Annotated in this window: 18 protein-coding genes, 1 pseudogene and 2 other annotated features; of the genes and pseudogenes, 15 read left to right on the forward strand and 4 right to left on the reverse strand. The window is 37.1% G+C overall.

Annotated features, from left to right (window positions below):
• Positions 1 to 123 precede the first annotated feature (123 nt).
• On the forward strand, positions 124 to 2,328 hold the full coding sequence (locus ACHZEU_RS22120; protein ID WP_404803766.1) for a peptidoglycan D,D-transpeptidase FtsI family protein: 2,205 nt from the start codon (positions 124 to 126) through the stop codon (positions 2,326 to 2,328).
• A 256-nt stretch (positions 2,329 to 2,584) separates the two neighbouring features.
• On the opposite strand, the gene ACHZEU_RS22125 is transcribed toward ACHZEU_RS22120, so the two are convergent.
• The gene (locus ACHZEU_RS22125; RefSeq protein ID WP_009370174.1) at positions 2,585 to 2,776 is read right to left on the reverse strand and encodes a hypothetical protein; all 192 of its coding nucleotides are present in this window, start codon (positions 2,774 to 2,776) and stop codon (positions 2,585 to 2,587) included.
• A gap of 243 nt (positions 2,777 to 3,019) precedes the next feature.
• Here ACHZEU_RS22125 and ACHZEU_RS22130 point away from each other — a divergent pair, with 243 nt between their 5' ends.
• The 9 genes from ACHZEU_RS22130 (at position 3,020) to ACHZEU_RS22170 (ending at position 11,946) form a co-directional block, all read left to right on the forward strand.
• Positions 3,020 to 3,994 (forward strand): PstS family phosphate ABC transporter substrate-binding protein, encoded by a 975-nt coding sequence (locus ACHZEU_RS22130; RefSeq protein WP_404803767.1) that lies wholly within the window; start codon positions 3,020 to 3,022, stop codon positions 3,992 to 3,994.
• A 64-nt stretch (positions 3,995 to 4,058) separates the two neighbouring features.
• Entirely contained in the window at positions 4,059 to 5,006 is a 948-nt protein-coding gene (pstC, locus tag ACHZEU_RS22135; RefSeq protein ID WP_404803768.1) for a phosphate ABC transporter permease subunit PstC, read from the forward strand.
• A gap of 1 nt (position 5,007) precedes the next feature.
• Entirely contained in the window at positions 5,008 to 5,886 is an 879-nt protein-coding gene (gene pstA / locus ACHZEU_RS22140) for a phosphate ABC transporter permease PstA (RefSeq protein WP_404803769.1), read from the forward strand.
• 12 nt (positions 5,887 to 5,898) lie between these two features.
• Positions 5,899 to 6,732, forward strand: coding sequence for a phosphate ABC transporter ATP-binding protein PstB (gene pstB, locus ACHZEU_RS22145; RefSeq protein ID WP_404803770.1), 834 nt, complete (start codon positions 5,899 to 5,901; stop codon positions 6,730 to 6,732).
• 13 nt (positions 6,733 to 6,745) lie between these two features.
• Positions 6,746 to 7,405 carry a phosphate signaling complex protein PhoU gene (gene phoU / locus ACHZEU_RS22150; RefSeq protein ID WP_048392248.1) on the forward strand — a complete coding sequence of 220 codons (660 nt, stop codon included), beginning with the start codon at positions 6,746 to 6,748 and terminating at the stop codon, positions 7,403 to 7,405.
• Positions 7,406 to 7,582: 177 nt separating this feature from the next.
• Positions 7,583 to 8,455, forward strand: coding sequence for a hypothetical protein (locus tag ACHZEU_RS22155; protein WP_404803771.1), 873 nt, complete (start codon positions 7,583 to 7,585; stop codon positions 8,453 to 8,455).
• 77 nt (positions 8,456 to 8,532) lie between these two features.
• Positions 8,533 to 9,603: a mechanosensitive ion channel family protein gene (locus tag ACHZEU_RS22160; RefSeq protein WP_404803772.1), complete on the forward strand. Its 1,071-nt coding sequence runs from the start codon at positions 8,533 to 8,535 to the stop codon at positions 9,601 to 9,603.
• Between the two features lie 39 nt (positions 9,604 to 9,642).
• Positions 9,643 to 9,853 (forward strand) — a binding site (T-box leader).
• 138 nt (positions 9,854 to 9,991) lie between these two features.
• A complete protein-coding gene (gene trpE / locus ACHZEU_RS22165) occupies positions 9,992 to 11,377 on the forward strand; it encodes an anthranilate synthase component I (protein WP_103118432.1) in 1,386 nt (461 codons plus the stop codon).
• Positions 11,374 to 11,946: an anthranilate synthase component II gene (locus ACHZEU_RS22170; protein ID WP_404803773.1), complete on the forward strand. Its 573-nt coding sequence runs from the start codon at positions 11,374 to 11,376 to the stop codon at positions 11,944 to 11,946. The genes trpE and ACHZEU_RS22170 overlap by 4 nt, the downstream gene beginning before the upstream one ends.
• Before the next feature lie 46 nt (positions 11,947 to 11,992).
• On the opposite strand, the gene ACHZEU_RS22175 is transcribed toward ACHZEU_RS22170, so the two are convergent.
• Positions 11,993 to 12,475 (reverse strand): hypothetical protein, encoded by a 483-nt coding sequence (locus ACHZEU_RS22175; RefSeq protein ID WP_404803774.1) that lies wholly within the window; start codon positions 12,473 to 12,475, stop codon positions 11,993 to 11,995.
• A gap of 3 nt (positions 12,476 to 12,478) precedes the next feature.
• The gene (locus ACHZEU_RS22180) at positions 12,479 to 12,931 is read right to left on the reverse strand and encodes a hypothetical protein (RefSeq protein WP_315062721.1); all 453 of its coding nucleotides are present in this window, start codon (positions 12,929 to 12,931) and stop codon (positions 12,479 to 12,481) included.
• A 150-nt stretch (positions 12,932 to 13,081) separates the two neighbouring features.
• Between ACHZEU_RS22180 and rpmG the strand changes: the two genes are divergently transcribed.
• The 5 genes and pseudogenes from rpmG (at position 13,082) to tyrS (ending at position 18,169) form a co-directional block, all read left to right on the forward strand.
• Positions 13,082 to 13,231, forward strand: a complete 150-nt coding sequence (rpmG, locus tag ACHZEU_RS22185) for a 50S ribosomal protein L33 (protein ID WP_008408521.1) — start codon at positions 13,082 to 13,084, stop codon at positions 13,229 to 13,231.
• Between the two features lie 112 nt (positions 13,232 to 13,343).
• Positions 13,344 to 13,937 carry a 5-formyltetrahydrofolate cyclo-ligase gene (locus ACHZEU_RS22190; RefSeq protein ID WP_404803775.1) on the forward strand — a complete coding sequence of 198 codons (594 nt, stop codon included), beginning with the start codon at positions 13,344 to 13,346 and terminating at the stop codon, positions 13,935 to 13,937.
• Complete coding sequence (locus ACHZEU_RS22195) at positions 13,930 to 14,139, forward strand: YqgQ family protein (RefSeq protein WP_004231021.1); 210 nt, start codon at positions 13,930 to 13,932, stop codon at positions 14,137 to 14,139. The genes ACHZEU_RS22190 and ACHZEU_RS22195 overlap by 8 nt, the downstream gene beginning before the upstream one ends.
• Positions 14,140 to 14,419: 280 nt before the next feature.
• A pseudogene (locus tag ACHZEU_RS22200) lies at positions 14,420 to 16,315 on the forward strand (LTA synthase family protein).
• A 256-nt stretch (positions 16,316 to 16,571) separates the two neighbouring features.
• Positions 16,572 to 16,813: a binding site (T-box leader), on the forward strand.
• A 141-nt stretch (positions 16,814 to 16,954) separates the two neighbouring features.
• Positions 16,955 to 18,169 carry a tyrosine--tRNA ligase gene (tyrS, locus tag ACHZEU_RS22205; protein ID WP_328012618.1) on the forward strand — a complete coding sequence of 405 codons (1,215 nt, stop codon included), beginning with the start codon at positions 16,955 to 16,957 and terminating at the stop codon, positions 18,167 to 18,169.
• A gap of 54 nt (positions 18,170 to 18,223) precedes the next feature.
• Here the strand turns inward: tyrS and ACHZEU_RS22210 are convergent, their stop codons facing one another.
• Positions 18,224 to 18,403, reverse strand: a complete 180-nt coding sequence (locus ACHZEU_RS22210; RefSeq protein WP_004231029.1) for a DUF2759 domain-containing protein — start codon at positions 18,401 to 18,403, stop codon at positions 18,224 to 18,226.
• Positions 18,404 to 18,483: the final 80 nt, after the last annotated feature.

Here is an 18,483-nt window from a genome sequence, read left to right on the forward strand (position 1 = left end):
GTACCGTCAAATAAATGATGTTTTACATAAGAAATCGAAAGTGCGTGCTTTTCTGTCATACCTTCGAATGGTATACTAGGTATCGTGTATTGAAATGATCAGAAGATGAGGAGGGGAATACATATGCGCAAAGCACCTGGAAAAAATCGCGCGGCGAGTGTTAAAGCAAAACATCATTCTAACTTAACATTTCGTATGAATATCCTTTTCTTTGCAATATTTATCGTATTTTCAATGTTAATTTTTAGACTTGGCTATATGCAAATCGTCAAAGGGGAAGATTATGTACGTATTTTAGAGCGTACAGAAGAAGTTCCTGTCAACACAAGTGTACCAAGGGGACGCATGTATGATCGTTACGGTCGTATTTTAGTGGATAATCACCCGGAAAATGCCATTACGTATACGAAAATGCAAACGACCACAACAGAGGAGATGCTTGATATCGCGAAAAAGCTGGCACAGTTAATTGAACAGCCAACAAAGCGTGTCACATTGCGTGATAAACAGGATTTTTGGATATTACAAAATCACGATGCTGCCTATGAAAAAGTCACAGAGGCAGAAAAAACAAAAATTAATGCACAAGAAAATATTACAACAAGTCAAATTAATGCAGAGATTGATAAACTGGTACGGGAACGTATCACAAACGAAGAACTTTTACAATTAACAGAGGCAGATTTAGAGGTATTAGCGATTTATCGTGAGATGGTATCTGGCTATAATCTATCTCCTCAAATTATTAAAAGTGAAAATGTATCAGCTGATGAATTTGCTCGTGTATCTGAGCGTTTAACTGAACTACCAGGTGTTAATACAACAACAGACTGGAAACGTGTCAAATTATCATCTTTATCTATTCTTGGACGTACAACGGTCCCAACAAAAGGGATACCAAAAGAGAAGCTCAACTACTATTTAGCACGTGACTACTCACGTAATGACCGTGTGGGAGAAAGTTACATTGAAGCACAATATGAAGAATTACTACAAGGTCAAAAAACAGTCGTCAAAAATATTACTAATAAAAAAGGTCAGGTAGTTGATACAGTCACAACCTATGAAGGGGAGCCAGGTAAAGACTTAATCCTTTCATTGGATAGTGAGCTGCAGGCTGAAACGGATAAGATTGTAGAAGAAGAACTGCTTAACTTAAAGGCACTTCCAGGCTCCTATTTATTAGACCGTGCCTTCCTTATTATGATGGATCCAAATACAGGCGACATTTTATCGATGGTAGGTAAGAAAATAGAAAAAAATCCCGAGACAGGGCAAAATGAAGTCATTGACTATGCATATGGATCGTTTACAACAGCCTATGAGGCAGGTTCATCTGTTAAAGCAGCAACAGTCCTCACTGGCTACAATCAGGATGTTATTTCGATGGGTACTTCAATGGGAGATGAGCCGATTATATTAGCTGGCACGGACCCGAAAACGTCTATTTTTAACAGGGCTGGATATATCCCGATGAATGACTTGTTAGCATTAGAACGTTCTTCCAACTCCTATATGTTTAAAATTGCGATGCTGCTTAATGGAACCCCTTATAGTTATGGTATGCCATTACGCTTAAAGGACGATACGTTCTCAAAAATGCGTAATAATTATGCGCAATTTGGTTTAGGTGTGAAAACAGGCATTGATTTACCAAATGAATTTGGCGGAGTGCGTGGTCCATCAGGTCCAACAATGGGTGGTAAAACACTTGACTTGGCGATTGGTCAGTATGATACGTATACACCACTTCAACTTGCACAATATATTTCAACAGTTGCCAATGGTGGCTATCGTATTCAGCCACATGTTGTGAAAGAGGTTCGAGACCCATCACAGGATGGGAAGCAATTAGGGCAGTTAGTAACAGAAGTAGGTCCAACTATTTTGAATCAAATTGATAATCCTAAAGAAGAGATCGATTATGTAAAGCAAGGGCTACGTCGTGTATATACTGGTTCACATGGTACAGCACGAGCACAATTTGCCGATACTCCATATACAGCTGCAGGGAAAACAGGGACAGCAGAGGTAGTGTATTATGGTCCGTTACGTGAGCACTACGGCACAAATACGATTAATTTAACGCATGTTGGCTTTGCCCCATATGAAAATCCTGAAATTGCCTATGCAGTTGTGATCCCATGGGTTAATACAAATTTAGCGCCACACTACTATCAAAATAATGTCATTGCTAGACGTTCTTTAGATAAGTATTTTGAATTAAAAGCAAAATATCAAGCTGAAAAAGTAACTGATAGCAATGTAAAACAGCCAATTTTACCAGCGATTACGGAAGAAAAAATTGGAGAGAATGAGCAGGAATAAAGGGTATTGGATATGCGCTAATACAAAACGGATTTGGAAAATTTATCTTCCAAATCCGTTTTATTTTTACTTTTTTATGAATTTTGAATGATGTTACGCTAATCCTTAAGTAAATATGTAATGTTGACACTGTGCGCAATTCAGAGGCACTTGTCAAAATTGCTGATGAACTGAATCAGTTGTGAAATTTAAACTTAACTAAGTAGTGAAAGGGGCGTTTGTATAGCAAAACGCCCCTTTCAGATATTTAGTGTCTTTATGCGGATAATTGCTGAATGGCTAATTCAAATTGCTCTCTTGGTTTTACCCCATAAAGTTCTATATTGTTATAGAAATAAGAAGCTAGCATAAAATCAATCGCCTCTTGAAGTGTGTAGTCCCGATGTTCCATTACTAATGATAAATATGTTTTAAAATAATCGACATTTTGTACTTTTGCATGTTTCATGACAAAGGTCAAACTCTCCTTATCATTAAAATAAATATTCCCTGACACAATTGCTTATTATAACACCTTTCCTATAGGAAGCAAGTTTCCTCTATTGTAAATTCATCTTTACAAACGTTTACAAAGCATTACATTCCTTTACATCTCTTTTACGAACCGTTTATACGACTTCAACAATCAGTCATTATAGTAAAGATTGTAAGACAAATAACTATAAAACAGTTCATGACGGAGGCAAATGAGATGAAAAAGTGGAAGTACTTAACGATGACAGCGGTAATGGGTTCTGCATTAATGCTAGGTGCATGTGGTAGCGATTCTGCACAAAACGGAAACAATACAGAAACGAACGCACCAGCAAGCTCAGGACAAGAAGCTGCTGATGAAAAGCTACAAGGGTCTGTAGCTGGAGATGGCTCATCAACAGTAGCACCAATCATTGAGGCAGTTGTTGAAGAGTATGCAGGTACACAACCAGATGTCAAAGTATCAGTGGGGGTTTCTGGTACTGGTGGTGGTTTTGAAAAATTCATCGCAGGTGAAACAGACTTTTCAAATGCATCTCGTAATATAAAAGATGAAGAGAAAGCGAAATTAGAAGAAGCGGGCATTGATTTTACAGAGCTAGCTTTAGCATATGACGGTTTATCAGTAGTCGTGAACCCAGAAAATGATTGGGCGAAGGACTTAACGGTAGAACAACTAYAAAAAATTTGGATTGAAGATGGGACAGAGAAAAAGTGGTCTGATATTGATCCATCATGGCCAGATGAAAAAATCGTTTACTATTCACCAGGTACTGATTCAGGCACATACGACTACTTTGATGAAGTGATTTTAGATGGAGCAGATCTAGTAAGCTCAGCAACATTATCAGAGGATGATAATATGCTAGTGCAAGGTGTAGCTGGTGATAAAAATGCGATTGGCTTCTTCGGTTATGCTTACTACCTTGAAAATAAAGATAAATTAAACATTGTCAAAGTAAATGGCGTAGAGCCAACAAATGAAACAATTGAAGGTGGCGAATATACACCACTTTCACGTCCATTATTCACATACGTAAAAAATAGTGCAATGAAGGACAATGAAGCAGCATACGACTTCATTAAATTTACACTTGAAAACGCAGGCGATATGGCTGAAGCAGTGGGCTATGTTCGTTTACCTGAAGAAAAATATACTGAAGGCTTAAAAACTTTAGAAGGCTTAAAATAAGAAGACATGCATAGAGGGGAAGAGATGTATGCTCTTTCCCTCACTTATTTGAAAGGAGCTCCCAATGGTTTCTCAAAAGGAAGATAAGACATCATCTGTGCAGCAATTAATTGCAAATTCGCGCAACCAAAAAACAAAGAAAATAGTGGAAAAAGCCATGCCAGCTCTATTATTTTCTGCAGCTATTATTTCGATATTAACAACATTTGGCATTGTTTTCACCCTTATTTTTGAAACGTTTGAATTCTTTAAACGTGTGTCGATTACGGATTTCCTTTTCGGTACTAAATGGTTACCGTTTTCAGGTAACGAACCGTTATTTGGGATACTGCCATTAATCGCTGGTACATTAAAAGTGACACTTATTGCAGTTGTAGTAGCTGTACCATTTGGAATTGCTTCAGCTATCTATTTAAATGAATATGCAAGTGAGAAAACACGACGTACAGTGAAACCTATTTTAGAGGTATTAGCAGGTGTGCCAACAATTGTTTATGGCTTCTTCGCTTTAACATTTGTCACACCAGTTTTACAAGAAATTGTACCTGGACTCAAATTATTTAATGCATTAAGTCCTGGTATTGTTGTAGGGATTATGATTTTACCAATGATTACATCTCTTTCAGAAGATGCTATGTCATCTGTACCAAATAGTATGCGTGAAGGAGCCTTAGCTCTAGGTGCGACGAAATTTGAAGTAGCAATCAAAGTAGTATTACCAGCTGCGCTTTCAGGGATTGTCGCTTCTGTTGTGTTAGCTATTTCCCGGGCAATTGGAGAAACAATGATTGTATCGCTTGCAGGTGGTTCAACACCGAAATTTGACCTCAATGTGACAGACTCTATTCAAACAATGACTGCATACATTGTACAGGTTTCAACTGGTGATGCGGGTTATGGTACAACCATTTATTACTCAATTTATTCAGTAGGATTTACACTATTTATCTTTACTCTAGTAATGAATTTACTTGCTCACTATATTTCGAAACGCTTCAGGGAGGTTTACTAGCATGCGCTATATGGATGACACAGTCGTCATGAAACGAATGACAAAGCGTATTACAGCAAATAAAGTCTGGAAAACTCTCTTTTTCTTAGCTACTACGTTTGCACTTGTTGCTTTAGCTATTTTACTGTACCGCATTGTGACACAGGGGATTGATTACTTAAATATCGATTTCTTGACGAATTTTGCATCACGATTTGCGGATAAGGCAGGTATCAAAGCTGCTTTAATCGGTTCGCTTTGGTTAATGGCAGTTGTAGCACCAGTATCCATTATTTTAGGAGTTGGTACTGCGATTTATTTAGAGGAGTATGCCAAGAAAAATAAAATCAATGACTTTATTCGCATGAATATATCGAATCTAGCAGGTGTTCCTTCCATTGTTTTTGGATTACTTGGATTAACTATTTTTGTACGTATGATGGGTCTAGGAAAAAGTATTTTAGCTGCTGGCTTTACAATGAGTTTGTTAATTTTACCTGTTATCATTGTAGCGGCTCAAGAGGCTATTCGTGCAGTGCCAAACGAACAACGTGAAGCTTCATATGGCATGGGTGCAACGAAATGGCAAACGATTTTGCGTGTTGTATTGCCAGCTGCCATTCCAGGTATTTTAACATGTAGTATTTTAGCCTTGTCTCGTGCCATTGGAGAAACAGCTCCACTAGTTGTAATTGGAATTCCAGTTATCCTCCAGTTTTTACCGAATGGTTTACTGAGTCAATTTACAGCATTACCAATGCAAATCTATGATTGGGCAAAACGACCACAAGAAGCCTTTCAATACGTAGCAGCCGAAGGTATTTTAGTGCTTATGACAGTGCTGCTATTAATGAATTCGATTGCCATCTATATCCGAAATAAATTCCAAAAACGTTATTAATGAGGTGACCTTATGGTATTAGATTTTAAAGAGGAAAAAACAATTGTCAAACGGAACCAGGCAACGACTAAGCCTATAGCAGATGTGGCGAAAAATATTGTCTATGATACACGCAATTTAAACTTATGGTATGGTGATCATCATGGTTTAAAAGATGTTAATTTAAGCATCTATGAAAATGAAGTAACGGCTATTATTGGACCATCTGGCTGTGGGAAATCTACGTATCTAAAAACATTAAACCGCATGGTTGAACTTGTACCAATCGTACGTACATCAGGAGAAATTTTATATCGTGAGCGAAATATTTTAGATAAAAACTATACGGTAGAGGAATTAAGAACACGTGTAGGTATGGTATTCCAAAAGCCAAACCCGTTTCCAAAATCCATTTATGATAACATTGCCTATGGACCCAGAATTCATGGCATTAAAAATAAAAAAATTCTCGATGAAATTGTGGAGAAATCATTAAGAGGGGCAGCCATTTGGGACGAGGTAAAAGACCGTTTGAATCAAAATGCCTACGGATTATCAGGTGGTCAGCAACAACGTATTTGTATTGCACGTTGCTTAGCGATTGAGCCTGATGTCATCTTAATGGATGAGCCAACATCTGCCTTAGATCCGATTTCTACGTTGAAAGTGGAAGAGCTGGTTCAAGAACTGAAAAAGGATTATTCCATTGTCATCGTGACACATAATATGCAGCAAGCGGCTCGTATTTCTGATCGTACAGCATTCTTCCTAAGTGGAGAGGTTGTCGAATCCGATAAAACGGATGTTATTTTCCAAACACCAGCAGATCAACGTACAGAAGACTATATTTCGGGACGTTTCGGCTAAGGAGGAGCAATGAATGATCGTACGTGAACGTTTTGAACAAGAGTTAAAAGAGGTACAGGGACAATTTCTTGCAATTGCCAATAGCAGTATCCTTGCATTAAAAACAGCTTTTGAAGCATTGGTAGAGCAGGATTTAGAAAAGTCTTTGAAAATTTTGGAGGACGATTTAATCATTAATCGCCTTGAAGAAGAAATTAATGACCATGTGATCCTAATGATTGCCAAGCAACAACCAGTAGCAACAGATTTACGCCGTCTCATGGTTCTCGTAAAGGCAGCTTCAGATATGGAAAGAGTAGGGGACTATGCGGTTAATATAGCTAAAGAAGCAATTCGAATTGGTAAGGAGCCAATGATATTCCCAATAACAAATCTCCAAACCATGTGCAATAAAACAGTAGAAATGCTAGAGAGCATCATGAAGGCCTTTACTGAGGAAGATACGGTACGCGCTAAAGAGATTGCAGAGTTAGATGATTACGTGGACGATTTATACGGGGCAACGATCACCCTTTTACTCCGTGCAGGGGTAGAAAACCCCTCCCATATTTCACAGATTACACACCTAACATTTATTTGCCGCTATTTAGAGCGTTCTGCTGACCATGCTACAAATATTGCTGAACATCTATTTTACTTAGTAAAAGGCAAACATTATGAATTAAATAATTAAGAAAGAAGAGCTGCGTTTTAGCTCTTTTTTTCATTTGCAGAAAAAAATCTCCTGAAGCAGCAACATTGTCTTTGGCTGTAGCGTCTTTATAGCAAGCGTTTTTGTATTGTCAAAAATTTTTTTTGGTTATACTATAGACATTATCCAAAAAATGTGGTGCTTAGGAGGTGCTGCTACATGAAAGATGCGATTGAATCCCTCATCAAGCAATTTGACAAGCAGTTGACAATAGAACAACTTGACTATTTACGTTTTCTCTATGAAAACCTACATATAGAGGAGTTAAGTGAAGGGGAACAACATTATTTTATCGATTATTTTTTCAAGAGTGAGCCATTACGAAATATGGCAGCATTTGCTCTGGAATTGACGGATATCATGCATGAAATCCAAGAGAATATTCCTGCTATTGAGAAGGCAGAACGCTTAGCAAATGGCAAAGAGCAACGCCAGTATTATGAACGAAAATGGTCAGAGCTTAGACGTCAAAAGCTTAAGCAACAGACAACGAAAAGCGGCAATATTTACTATGTACCCTTTCATGATTATCAACAAGACCCTGGCCCGATGATTATTTGTTTAGAACAAACGACAGGAATGGCCGCTTATTCTGAGATTTGTAAAAGTATGATTTTAGCGTTATTTATGAGTGCACATCGAGAAGGTCGTGATTTATACATTGTACCGTATGATCGGCAAATTCATGTCCACTACCGCTTTGAAAATGGTCATTTAAATTTAGCTGATTTTAAAAGTTTTATCGAATATAAGGCAAAGGGAGAGGCAGCCATTTTACCTGTTTTACAATTTGTGAAAGCATTGCTACAGGAAAATCAATTAGGTACAGAAGCAGATGTCATTATTTTTACAGAAGGAGCACCTATTGATGGGCAGCATCTCGTTGGCAAGCAAGCAAAAATGATGCTAAAGGAAATGAAGCAAAAATATCATGCTGAATTTTCGGTAATTGCCATGCGTGAACATAACTTTAATAAACAGCAATTTTGGTTTGCTAGTAAGGCTTTTTTTGCAGATGATGCCATACAATAACAAGAACGGGGCTAACCATTACTGAAGGTCGGCTCCTTTTTGCTGGCGATACATAGGTAGTTATAAAGGAGAAATACATGGATTCATTACATTGGTTATTACCTAAATTTACAGTCCCAACCTGGCTAGATGGCTTAATTGCTGTCATTATTTGTTTAGTCGGGTGGCTTATTCAACGATTCATCATCAAAAAAATTATTCATCGTGTTGTGCTATTTTTAAAAGATCGTCAGCGCATTTTCCAAGCAAATGTACTGGCCCAATTTAGTAAAGCAATTGGCTATGCCTTTATGACGACGGTCATTGTGCTAAGCTTATCTTATTTAATAAAAGTCCCTTTATTTACACATCCATCAACAAAGAATTTTGTATTGTCTATTATGGTTTTTTTTGCTTTTAAAGGGATTTATGATGTTTTAAATTTTTATACGAAACAACCATTTGAATTAACAAGCGAAGAGGATCAGAATGTTTTACTACCGTTTTTTCTACGAATCGGTAAAGTACTTATCATGATTTTTGCTATGTTTACGATTGCTTCATTTTGGGATTTTAATCTGAATGGCTTTTTAACTGGAATCGGCTTAACGGGTGTGGCGATTGCCTTTGGGATTCGCGATACACTAGCGCATGTATTTGGTGGCATGTCCGTAGCTTTAGATAATCCATTCCAAATAGGAGATTGGATTGCGACAGAGGATCAAAAAATTGAAGGAACGATTGAGGATATTAATTTAAGAAGTACGTTAATTCAAACAGGAGACAAAGGACTTGTGTATGTGCCGAACTCCTATTTAGTGAATCGCCCACTTTATAATTTATCTAAACGAGAAAAACGGAAATGTGAGCAATTTTTATATATCGCTGCTGCTAATAATGAGGAAGACATACGTAGCGCTTTAACGGCCATTCATAAGGAAATTTATTTACATGCTAAAACAGAGAAAGACATGATTCATGTATTTATAGATGAATTTCATCATGATTCGTATCGCGTGCTTGTTCGATTCTTTGTTGCCACAAATGATACCGCTGTTATGCTGGAAGTGCGGCAGGATATTTTATTTGCCATTCGTCAAATAATGGAGGAGCTATCGATTACATTAGCTAGCCATCCTGAAGAAGAAAGTCTGCGAAATAAAAAATAAATTGAATTGTAAGATAGTTTGCTTTACAATATTACCAAGAAATCAGCTTTGATGAAGAGTAGTAGCTAGTACAATTTGTTATAGAGAGCTAGTGGTTGGTGAAAACTAGTACAAATGTTTAGTGAATGGACTTCGGAGCTCTAATCCTGAAAAAAGTACGGATTAGCGGATGCCTACGTTACAAGGCTTAGAGAGGGTTTTCCTATCAGGAGACCAATGAAGGTGGCACCACGGCTTTTCCGTCCTTTTGTGATGGAAAGGCCTTTTTATATTTTTTTCTTTAGACGGCAAATGTTTTAGCTGAAAGAAGAGAAAGCCTTTAGCAGATTTCTGCTGCTAAAGATAGATGAGGTGTAGATGAGCAGAGCTTAGAGAAGGAGAGAAGAGTATGACAGTTGAGCTTAGAAAGTATGCTATGAAAGTATTACATGGGGATATGATGACCCCGATCTCTGTGTATCAATCACTGAAAGGGCAGCATAAAATGTTGTTCGAATCCTCAGCGAAACATGAGGAAAGTGGGCGATATTCCTTTATCGCCATCAATCCAGTGGCTGAACTAAAAGGAAACAATGAAGAATTCGTGTTTTCAAAAGGAGCAGAAAATGACAAGGCTAGGGGCAATGTGCTTGATCGATTAAAAGAACTAATACCCTTTCATAAAGAAAGCTATCCTTTTGCTTTCTTTGGAGGAGCTATAGGTTTCTTTGGCTATGAAACAGCATTTTACACAGAAAAAATAGGTGACTATTTACAGGATGATTTAGCTATGCCTGATGTTCATGTTTTTTTCTATGATACATTTATTGTTTTTGATCATCTAACACAAGAAATTACACTAGCTTCGATTGATCTATTTCAGGATGGGCGTTCATTAGAGGAGATGGAAGCTGCTATTACAAGGATGGAGCAACAGCTTTGTGCAGGTACGACCTTTGAGGTATTAAAGGTGGATGAGCTACAGTTTAAGCCTATGATTTCAAAGGAACGATTTGTTGCTTTGGTGGAACGTGCTAAGCAGCATATTTTGAGAGGTGATATTTTCCAAATTGTGTTATCGCAACGTTTTTCTGCGCCGTTTACAGGTTCGCCGTTCTCGCTCTATCGTCAATTGCGCACGTCTAACCCATCACCCTATATGTTTTATATGGATTATGGTGACTATATTATTTTAGGAACATCTCCTGAAAGTCTTGTAAAAGTAAAAAATCGAAAAGTGACAACCAATCCAATAGCAGGTACAAAGCCGCGTGGCACGACAATAGAACAGGATGAAGCCATCGCAAATGCGCTATTAGTGGATAGCAAGGAAATAGCTGAACACCGTATGTTAGTGGATTTAGGTCGCAATGATCTTGGACGTATTGCAAAAGTGGGTTCTGTCAAGCTAACCAAATACATGAAAATTGAGCGCTATAAATATGTGATGCATATGGTATCTGAGGTTATTGCCGAATTGCGAGATGACCTCCATGTACTGGATGTACTTCGTGCTTGTTTACCTGCTGGTACAGTGTCAGGGGCACCAAAAATTCGGGCCATGCAATTGATTAATGAATTAGAACCAGTAAAGCGTGGGGTGTATGCGGGAGCAGTAGGCTATATTTCGACAACTGGTGATATGGACTTGGCCCTTGCGATTCGCACGATGCTCATTAAGGATCAAAAGGCACATGTACAGGCAGGAGCAGGTATTGTTTATGATTCGATTCCATTGTCAGAATATGAAGAAACACTGAATAAGGCACGTGCCCTATTGGAGGTAAAAAAATGATTTTAATCATAGATAACTACGATTCTTTTACCTATAATTTATTTCAGCAAATCAGTATGCTTGGAAAAAGCGTCAAGGTCATACGGAATGATACCATTACTATAGAAGAAATTCAAAAACTATCGCCAGAGGCCATCATTTTATCACCAGGGCCAGGAACGCCAAATGAAGCAGGGATAACGATAGAGGTCATCAAGGAACTCTATCAAAAATTCCCTATTTTAGGTATTTGTCTAGGGCACCAATCGATAGGTCAGGCTTTTGGCGCAAATATTGTGCAGGCAAAAAATATTATGCATGGAAAGCTGTCCCCATTACAATACGAACAAACAGGTTTATTTGCCCAATTAGATGGGGATATCGAGGTTATGCGATATCATTCACTTATTATTGAAGAACAAACTTTACACAAGGATTTTAAAATACTCGCCACAGCAGGTGATGACGGAGAGATTATGGCCATTCAACATAAAGAATATCCTCTTTATGGGCTGCAGTTTCATCCCGAATCAATTGGCACAAAAGAAGGCAGTATGATGATGCAAGCCTTTCTAGAAAGTATAGCGTAATAAAAAAGCTGTCGCCTCATATATGAATGGGCGACAGCTTTTTATGTTATTGTTTCTTACCTGTAATTAAATTAGCTATTTCTTCTAATGTCATGGCAGAATTGACTTCATAGGAGCCGATTTGTAAGCTTCTAGCATATTTAGGGTTAGCGAGTAGTAACTCCATTTCAACACTATTGGTAATAATGCCACCGTCTTCAAGTTTTTGGGCCACACTATACGGTGTGATACCACTATAGATTTGCAGAGACATCGTTGTTACATCTGTATACGCTTCTTCATCAGCTTGTTCAGATGCATCTGTTGTAGAAGTTTTTTCAGTCGTATGTACTTGCTTTAATAGATCCTTTAACGAGGCAATTTCTTGATTGGCTTTACTTAATTTGTTTTGTAGTTCTTTTACCTGTTGTTGATTGGAAAATTCCTTAGTAGGAAGACCAATATTTACATCGAAGCGGTTTGCGAGTGCAAGCAATGCCCCAACAAGAAAAATGGCTATACCAAATGCACGAATGGCAGACTTATTCATCAATCAACGCCCCCCGTTTGCAATCACTTGCCGAACTTGCTCTTCTGTTAAATTTGAGCGAATACTAATATCTGCTACAGAAAGACCCTGTTTATTTAATTCAAGTACCTGACTAATAATAATTTGATGAATCGGTTTTGCTGGTGCTGTTGTTTGTCCAACTTTTGAACTCTGTGCAGCCTGTTGAACAGCCTGCATGACTTGGTGCACTTTAGGATCTTGACCTTTTGGAGGGATACTTGATTTTGATTTCACTTGGAACTCAGGCTCTAGTAAAAGTTCTTCCTCCACAATCTTAAGACGACGTTTTAAATTATTCGTTTCTTGGAAGATGGAGATAGATAATTCTTCGACATCTTGTTCGATTTTTTTCGAGCTATTTTTGAAAAAGAACGAAATGATGATCAGAAAAATGCCGATACTCATTAATACGATGGATAAATCCAATAGTTTCACCTCAATGTAGTATGTAATTATAAGATATTTTACCATATGCAAACTTAATATGAAATGAAGGTAGATTTTTTTTCAGTTTATGTTATAATAGGTTAGTCGTATAAATCATGCTCAAATTTAAATTCTTGATATAGAGTGGGAGGGTTAATGATGCGCGTAAATATTACTTTAGCTTGCACAGATTGCGGCGAACGTAACTACATTTCTAAAAAGAACAAGCGTAACAATCCAGAGCGTCTTGAACTTAAAAAATATTGCTCTCGCGAGAAGAAATACACTCTTCACCGTGAAACTAAGTAATCGCTCATTAAGCCAAAACCACAAGTGGTTTTGGCTTTCTACATTTTATCACATCATTCAATGTAACAATTCCAGGAGGATATGAAGTTTTACGATATAGGAGGTAGCCTAGATGGATAAAACAACTTTACGAAACACGGTACGCCAAGCCCTTGCAACTATGACGGATGAAGACTATCATCGTCAATCATTAGCTGTGTTAAACAAGGTGCTACAGGAACCATATATAATAGAAGCAAATACAATTGGCATGACCATTTCAAATAAGCCAGAAGTCGACACAATTCTTATAATTGAGGAATTATGGAAACTAGGTAAAAAGGTCGCAGTTCCTAAATGTCACCCGAAAACAAGGGAAATGTCATTTTATGCCATTGAATCATTTGCACAGCTTGAAACTGTATATATGCATTTGCGTGAGCCCATTCCAGCAAAAAGTGAGTTTGTTGACGCAAATGAGATGGATATCATTGTTGTACCAGGCGTTGTTTTTGATCCATACGGTTATCGAATCGGCTATGGCGGTGGTTATTATGACCGCTATGTATTAAACTATAATAAGGGTAAGCTGATGTCGCTGCTCTTTGATGAGCAAATCATTGATTGTGTTCCTACTGAAGCACATGATTGMCCAGTAGATATCATTGTGACGCCCACAAAACGTATTGACTGTGTTGCACAACGAGGAGCGAATGAAAATGGATAAAATGCTAGATATTTATGAACTCTTGAAAACATATGGTACCTATATTTATACACGTGATCCTATTGGCGATTTGATGTTGATGGAGGATGAAATACGTGAGCTCTATAAAGCGAATGTACTAGATATAAAAGATTATCAAATGGCTCTACTGCTTATTCGACAAGAAACAACAAGACTTCGTATGGAAGAGCATAAAAAGTAATGTTTGAAATATAATGTAATTGGGTATTGTAAAATTAATGTAACATGTATGTAATATTCTTAAAAACAGTGGGTTTCCGCTGTTTTTATGTTTTTACGAAACTTTTTACAATGCAAAACGTATATATAGATATCTGGTGCATAGAAAGAGCAGGGAGAAAAAATTTTCCCTAAGATATGTGTTGATTATCTGTTAAAAAAGGATTAAGATATATTTTGTTTCCGTAACAAAATGTAAAAAATTATTATTTTTTTGTAAGGAAGTAGGGAGGATGTTAGGAATGAAATCAATAAAGTGGCCTAAACATTCATTTATGATACTAGCAATTATAGCAACTTGGATCAAAACGGTCATTGTTTACCACACAAGCTTTGAAATGAAAATTGAAAATGCAATGCAACAGTTTATTTTATTTATTAATCCATTAAGCTTCTTGCTATTTACGTATGGTTTATCACTATTCTTTAAATCAGCAAAAGCTAGAAATCGTTATTTGATTACGGTCAGCGTTATTTTGTCCATTGTTTTATATGGAAATGTAGCGTTCTATCGATTCTACAATGATTTTATTACGCTACCAGTATTATTCCAAACAAGTAACTTTAGTGACTTAGGAACATCAGTAGCAGCCATTGTTGAGCCTTGGGATGTATTATATTTCGTTGATGTCGTTATCTTAATCTTAGCGAATAAATTTTTACCAAAAATGAAAGATGCATTTAAAGTGAATATTGAATTCCGTCGTGCATTTTTTGTGCTTGCAATAGCAATGACATTCTTAAATTTAGGATTAGCAGAAACTGAGCGCCCACAATTACTAACACGTAGTTTTGACCGCGAATTATTAGTAAAAAACATTGGTACGTACAATTACCACTTGTATGACATTTATATTCAATCTAAATCATCTGCTCAACGTGCGTTAGCCGATGGTAGTGAACTAGTAGAAGTGAACAACTATATACGTTCTAATCAGGCTGCTGTAAATCCAGAGATGTTTGGGAAATATAAAGGTCGTAACCTGATTGTGGTATCGATGGAGTCATTACAAAACTTTGTCATTAATAATGACATGAATGGTCACGAAATTACGCCATTCTTAAACTCTTTAACAAAAGATAAAGATACGTATTATTTCAGTAACTTCTATCACCAAACAGGGTTAGGAAAAACATCTGACTCGGAGTTTATTGTTGAAAACTCACTGTTTGGTTTAGGTCGAGGTGCTGTATTCTTCACGCATGGTGGAAATACGTATAATTCAATGGCTGAACGCCTTGGAGAAAATGGATACTTTACAAATGTCATGCACCCTAATAATAAATCATTCTGGAATCGTGACATGATGTATCAATCGTTAAAAATTAATAAATTCTACGATATAGATTCATATACTTTGTAAGAGGGGCAAGCTGTAAACTGGGGAATGAAAGATGTTCCATTCTTAGAGCAATCAGCTGCTTTAATGAAGGATATGCCTCAGCCAGTCTACTCTAGACTTATTACTTTAACGAACCATTATCCATTTACATTGGATCCAGAAGATATTAGGATTCCTGAATATGATTCAAATTCAGGTACATTAAATCGTTACTTCCAAACAGTACGTTATATGGATGAGGCTTTAAAAGACTTCTTCCAACAGTTAAAAGATCAAGGTGTCTATGATAATTCTATTATTGTGATGTATGGGGATCACTATGGTATTTCTGAGAACCATAATAAAGCAATGGCACAATATTTAGGAAAAGATCAAATTACACCAATGGATAATGCAATGCTTCAAGAAGTACCTTTATTCATCCACATCCCAGGAGCTGGCGATGGAAAAGAAATGACTGAGATTTCAGGACAAATGGATTTACGTCCAACGATCTTACACCTTCTTGGCGTTGAAACGTCAAAAGATATGCAAATGGGTGCAGATTTATTTTCTCCAGAGCATGAGGACTTTGTAGTCTTCCGTGATGGACGTTTTATTACAGATAAATACGTCTATGCTGGTGAAGCTTGCTATGACAAAGCAACTGGCGAAGAAATAGATGGTGAGCCATGTCAGTCTTATGCTGATCGTGCTACAATGGAGCTAGAAAATTCTGATGCCATCATTAATGGAGACTTACTTCGCTTCTATGACGAAAAANCAGGTAATTTAAAGCAGGATTCAGTTAAATAATCAAAGAGAGATCTCGTATAGGGATCTCTCTTTTTTTATTGCTGATAAAAAAGAATTAGTCTCAAGCACTATTCATAAAATTTTTTTGTGAATCCTATGCTAAAGAAAACACCTTTCGCAATGTTTTACAACACTATGCAACGTGAATACACTTTATTGAACATTTCTTTTTATTGACAAATAGCAAGATACGATTATAATAAGTGTAAATATCTGCATAACGAAGATTTGTTTTTCGCATTTCGGAGTATAAGAGTGAAAGGCATCGAAAAGAACGAGTAACTTTAATGGAACTGACAGAGAGTAGCCGGTTGTTGAGAGGCGCAAGGGGATATTAAAGTGAATACATCTTGGAGCTGCGTACCGAAACTATAGTAGGCTACGACGGGGTTGCATCCGTAATCATTGCAAAAGTATCGCTATGGCTGTACTTGTTGAGGAGAGCTATGTGAATAGGTCTCGAAAAAAGGTGGTAACACGTTTATCTACGTCCTTTAGGAATTTCCTAAAGGCGTTTTTTTTATGCCTTCTAAGCATAAACGTGTAAAGCTATTAAAGCCTTGTAAATAAAATCGGTACCCCATTTACTCTTATAGAACTTGCAATATTAATATTTAATATTACAAGGAGATGTTTCGTATGTTTTTAACACCAAAGGAGCAAATGGCGATTATCAAGAAGGGTGCTAACAAGATCGTTGATGAACAGGATTTATTTGAAAAATTAGAGCGATCGTATAAAGAACTGCGACCTTTAACGATTAAGCTAGGGCTCGATCCGTCCGCACCAGATATTCATTTAGGTCATGCGGTTGTTCTACGGAAAATCAAGCAAATGCAAGATTTAGGCCATCATGCAGTTATTGTTATCGGTGATTTTACAGGACGAATTGGCGATCCTACAGGTAAAGCTAAGGGGCGAACAGCCTTAAATGACGATATAGTGAAGAAAAACGCCCAAACTTATTGTGAGCAAATTTTTAAAGTACTAGATCCGAACAAGACAACGGTTCGTTTTAATAGTGAATGGCTAGCGAAGCTGTCCTTTGAAGAAGTCATCAAGCTAGCAGCCACAACATCTGTTGCTCGACTTCTAGAGCGCGAGGATTTTCAGAAACGTTACCAGCAGCACATCCCAATTGGTATACATGAGTTTTTCTACCCACTTATGCAAGCATATGATTCAGTAGAACTTGAGGCAGATATAGAGTTAGGTGGAACGGATCAGACGTTCAATATTTTAATGGGACGCACCTTACAAAAGCATCGAGGATTAGAAAAACAAATTGCTATTTTTATGCCCTTACTAGAGGGGTTAGATGGTATTGAAAAAATGAGTAAGAGTTTAGGTAATTATATTGGCATCAATGAAGCACCTGAGATTATGTTTAAAAAGGTGATGGAAGTACCAGATACTTTAATTATCAAATATTTCGAATTAGCAACAGATGAGCATCCACTACAAGTGCAGGCTATTCAAGATAGACTACAAAAGGGAGAGAATCCCCGCGATTTGAAATTCCTATTAGCAGAAATTATAACGGCTTTATACCATGGATCTACAGCAGTGGAGGAAGCAAGAGCTTATTTTGAAGCAGCATTTCAAAAAAAGGAAATACCAAAAAACATTCCTATACTGCTCTTAGAAATTGATAAGGAAAGAATCGTGGATATCATTCCACAACTAGTGGCAATGGGTTTTATTCAAAGTAAGAGTGAGTTTTTGCGGTTAATCAAGCAAAAAGGAGTATCCTTGAATGGAGAAAAAATGGCGATGGATGACATATCACAAGTATTAATGAATAATGATGTACTACAAATCGGCAAGAAGCGGTTTCTTCAATTCAATAAGTAATAATAGACAAAAAAGAGCAATCTCCGAAGAGACTGCTCTTTTTTTGTCTGAATTTTAGTGTAATTTTGGTGGGTAACCGCTGTGAACAATCGTCATGATGACGAACCATCCGAATACAGCAGCACTTAATAAGTTGAAAACAACGCTTAATAGGTTCTTTTCTTTAATTGCTTGGAATGTACCAAATACAGCTAAAATCGCTACTAGACCAAAAATAACCATTAATAAGTTCATTAAAAATAGACACTCCTTTCGACATCAGAAAATGAATGTCGCAAACAATATTCCTCCTTAATTGTAAACGTTCTACTTGT

Source organism: Lysinibacillus sp. S1 (assembly GCF_044986265.1).
Classification (GTDB): Bacteria; Bacillota; Bacilli; order Bacillales_A; family Planococcaceae; genus Lysinibacillus; species Lysinibacillus capsici.

Excerpts from the sequence above, each read along its gene's own strand:
- tyrS (WP_328012618.1), top strand. The coding sequence starts at position 16,955 with ATGTTTTTAACACCAAAGGAGCAAATGGCGATTATCAAGAAGGGTGCT.
- ACHZEU_RS22155 (WP_404803771.1), top strand. The coding sequence starts at position 7,583 with ATGAAAGATGCGATTGAATCCCTCATCAAGCAATTTGACAAGCAGTTG.
- pstC (WP_404803768.1), top strand. The coding sequence starts at position 4,059 with ATGGTTTCTCAAAAGGAAGATAAGACATCATCTGTGCAGCAATTAATT.
- pstA (WP_404803769.1), top strand. The coding sequence starts at position 5,008 with ATGCGCTATATGGATGACACAGTCGTCATGAAACGAATGACAAAGCGT.
- ACHZEU_RS22170 (WP_404803773.1), top strand. The coding sequence starts at position 11,374 with ATGATTTTAATCATAGATAACTACGATTCTTTTACCTATAATTTATTT.
- ACHZEU_RS22195 (WP_004231021.1), top strand. The coding sequence starts at position 13,930 with ATGGATAAAATGCTAGATATTTATGAACTCTTGAAAACATATGGTACC.
- trpE (WP_103118432.1), top strand. The coding sequence starts at position 9,992 with ATGACAGTTGAGCTTAGAAAGTATGCTATGAAAGTATTACATGGGGAT.
- ACHZEU_RS22125 (WP_009370174.1), bottom strand. The coding sequence starts at position 2,776 with ATGAAACATGCAAAAGTACAAAATGTCGATTATTTTAAAACATATTTA.
- ACHZEU_RS22160 (WP_404803772.1), top strand. The coding sequence starts at position 8,533 with ATGGATTCATTACATTGGTTATTACCTAAATTTACAGTCCCAACCTGG.
- rpmG (WP_008408521.1), top strand. The coding sequence starts at position 13,082 with ATGCGCGTAAATATTACTTTAGCTTGCACAGATTGCGGCGAACGTAAC.
- phoU (WP_048392248.1), top strand. The coding sequence starts at position 6,746 with ATGATCGTACGTGAACGTTTTGAACAAGAGTTAAAAGAGGTACAGGGA.
- ACHZEU_RS22210 (WP_004231029.1), bottom strand. The coding sequence starts at position 18,403 with ATGAACTTATTAATGGTTATTTTTGGTCTAGTAGCGATTTTAGCTGTA.
- ACHZEU_RS22175 (WP_404803774.1), bottom strand. The coding sequence starts at position 12,475 with ATGAATAAGTCTGCCATTCGTGCATTTGGTATAGCCATTTTTCTTGTT.
- ACHZEU_RS22120 (WP_404803766.1), top strand. The coding sequence starts at position 124 with ATGCGCAAAGCACCTGGAAAAAATCGCGCGGCGAGTGTTAAAGCAAAA.
- pstB (WP_404803770.1), top strand. The coding sequence starts at position 5,899 with ATGGTATTAGATTTTAAAGAGGAAAAAACAATTGTCAAACGGAACCAG.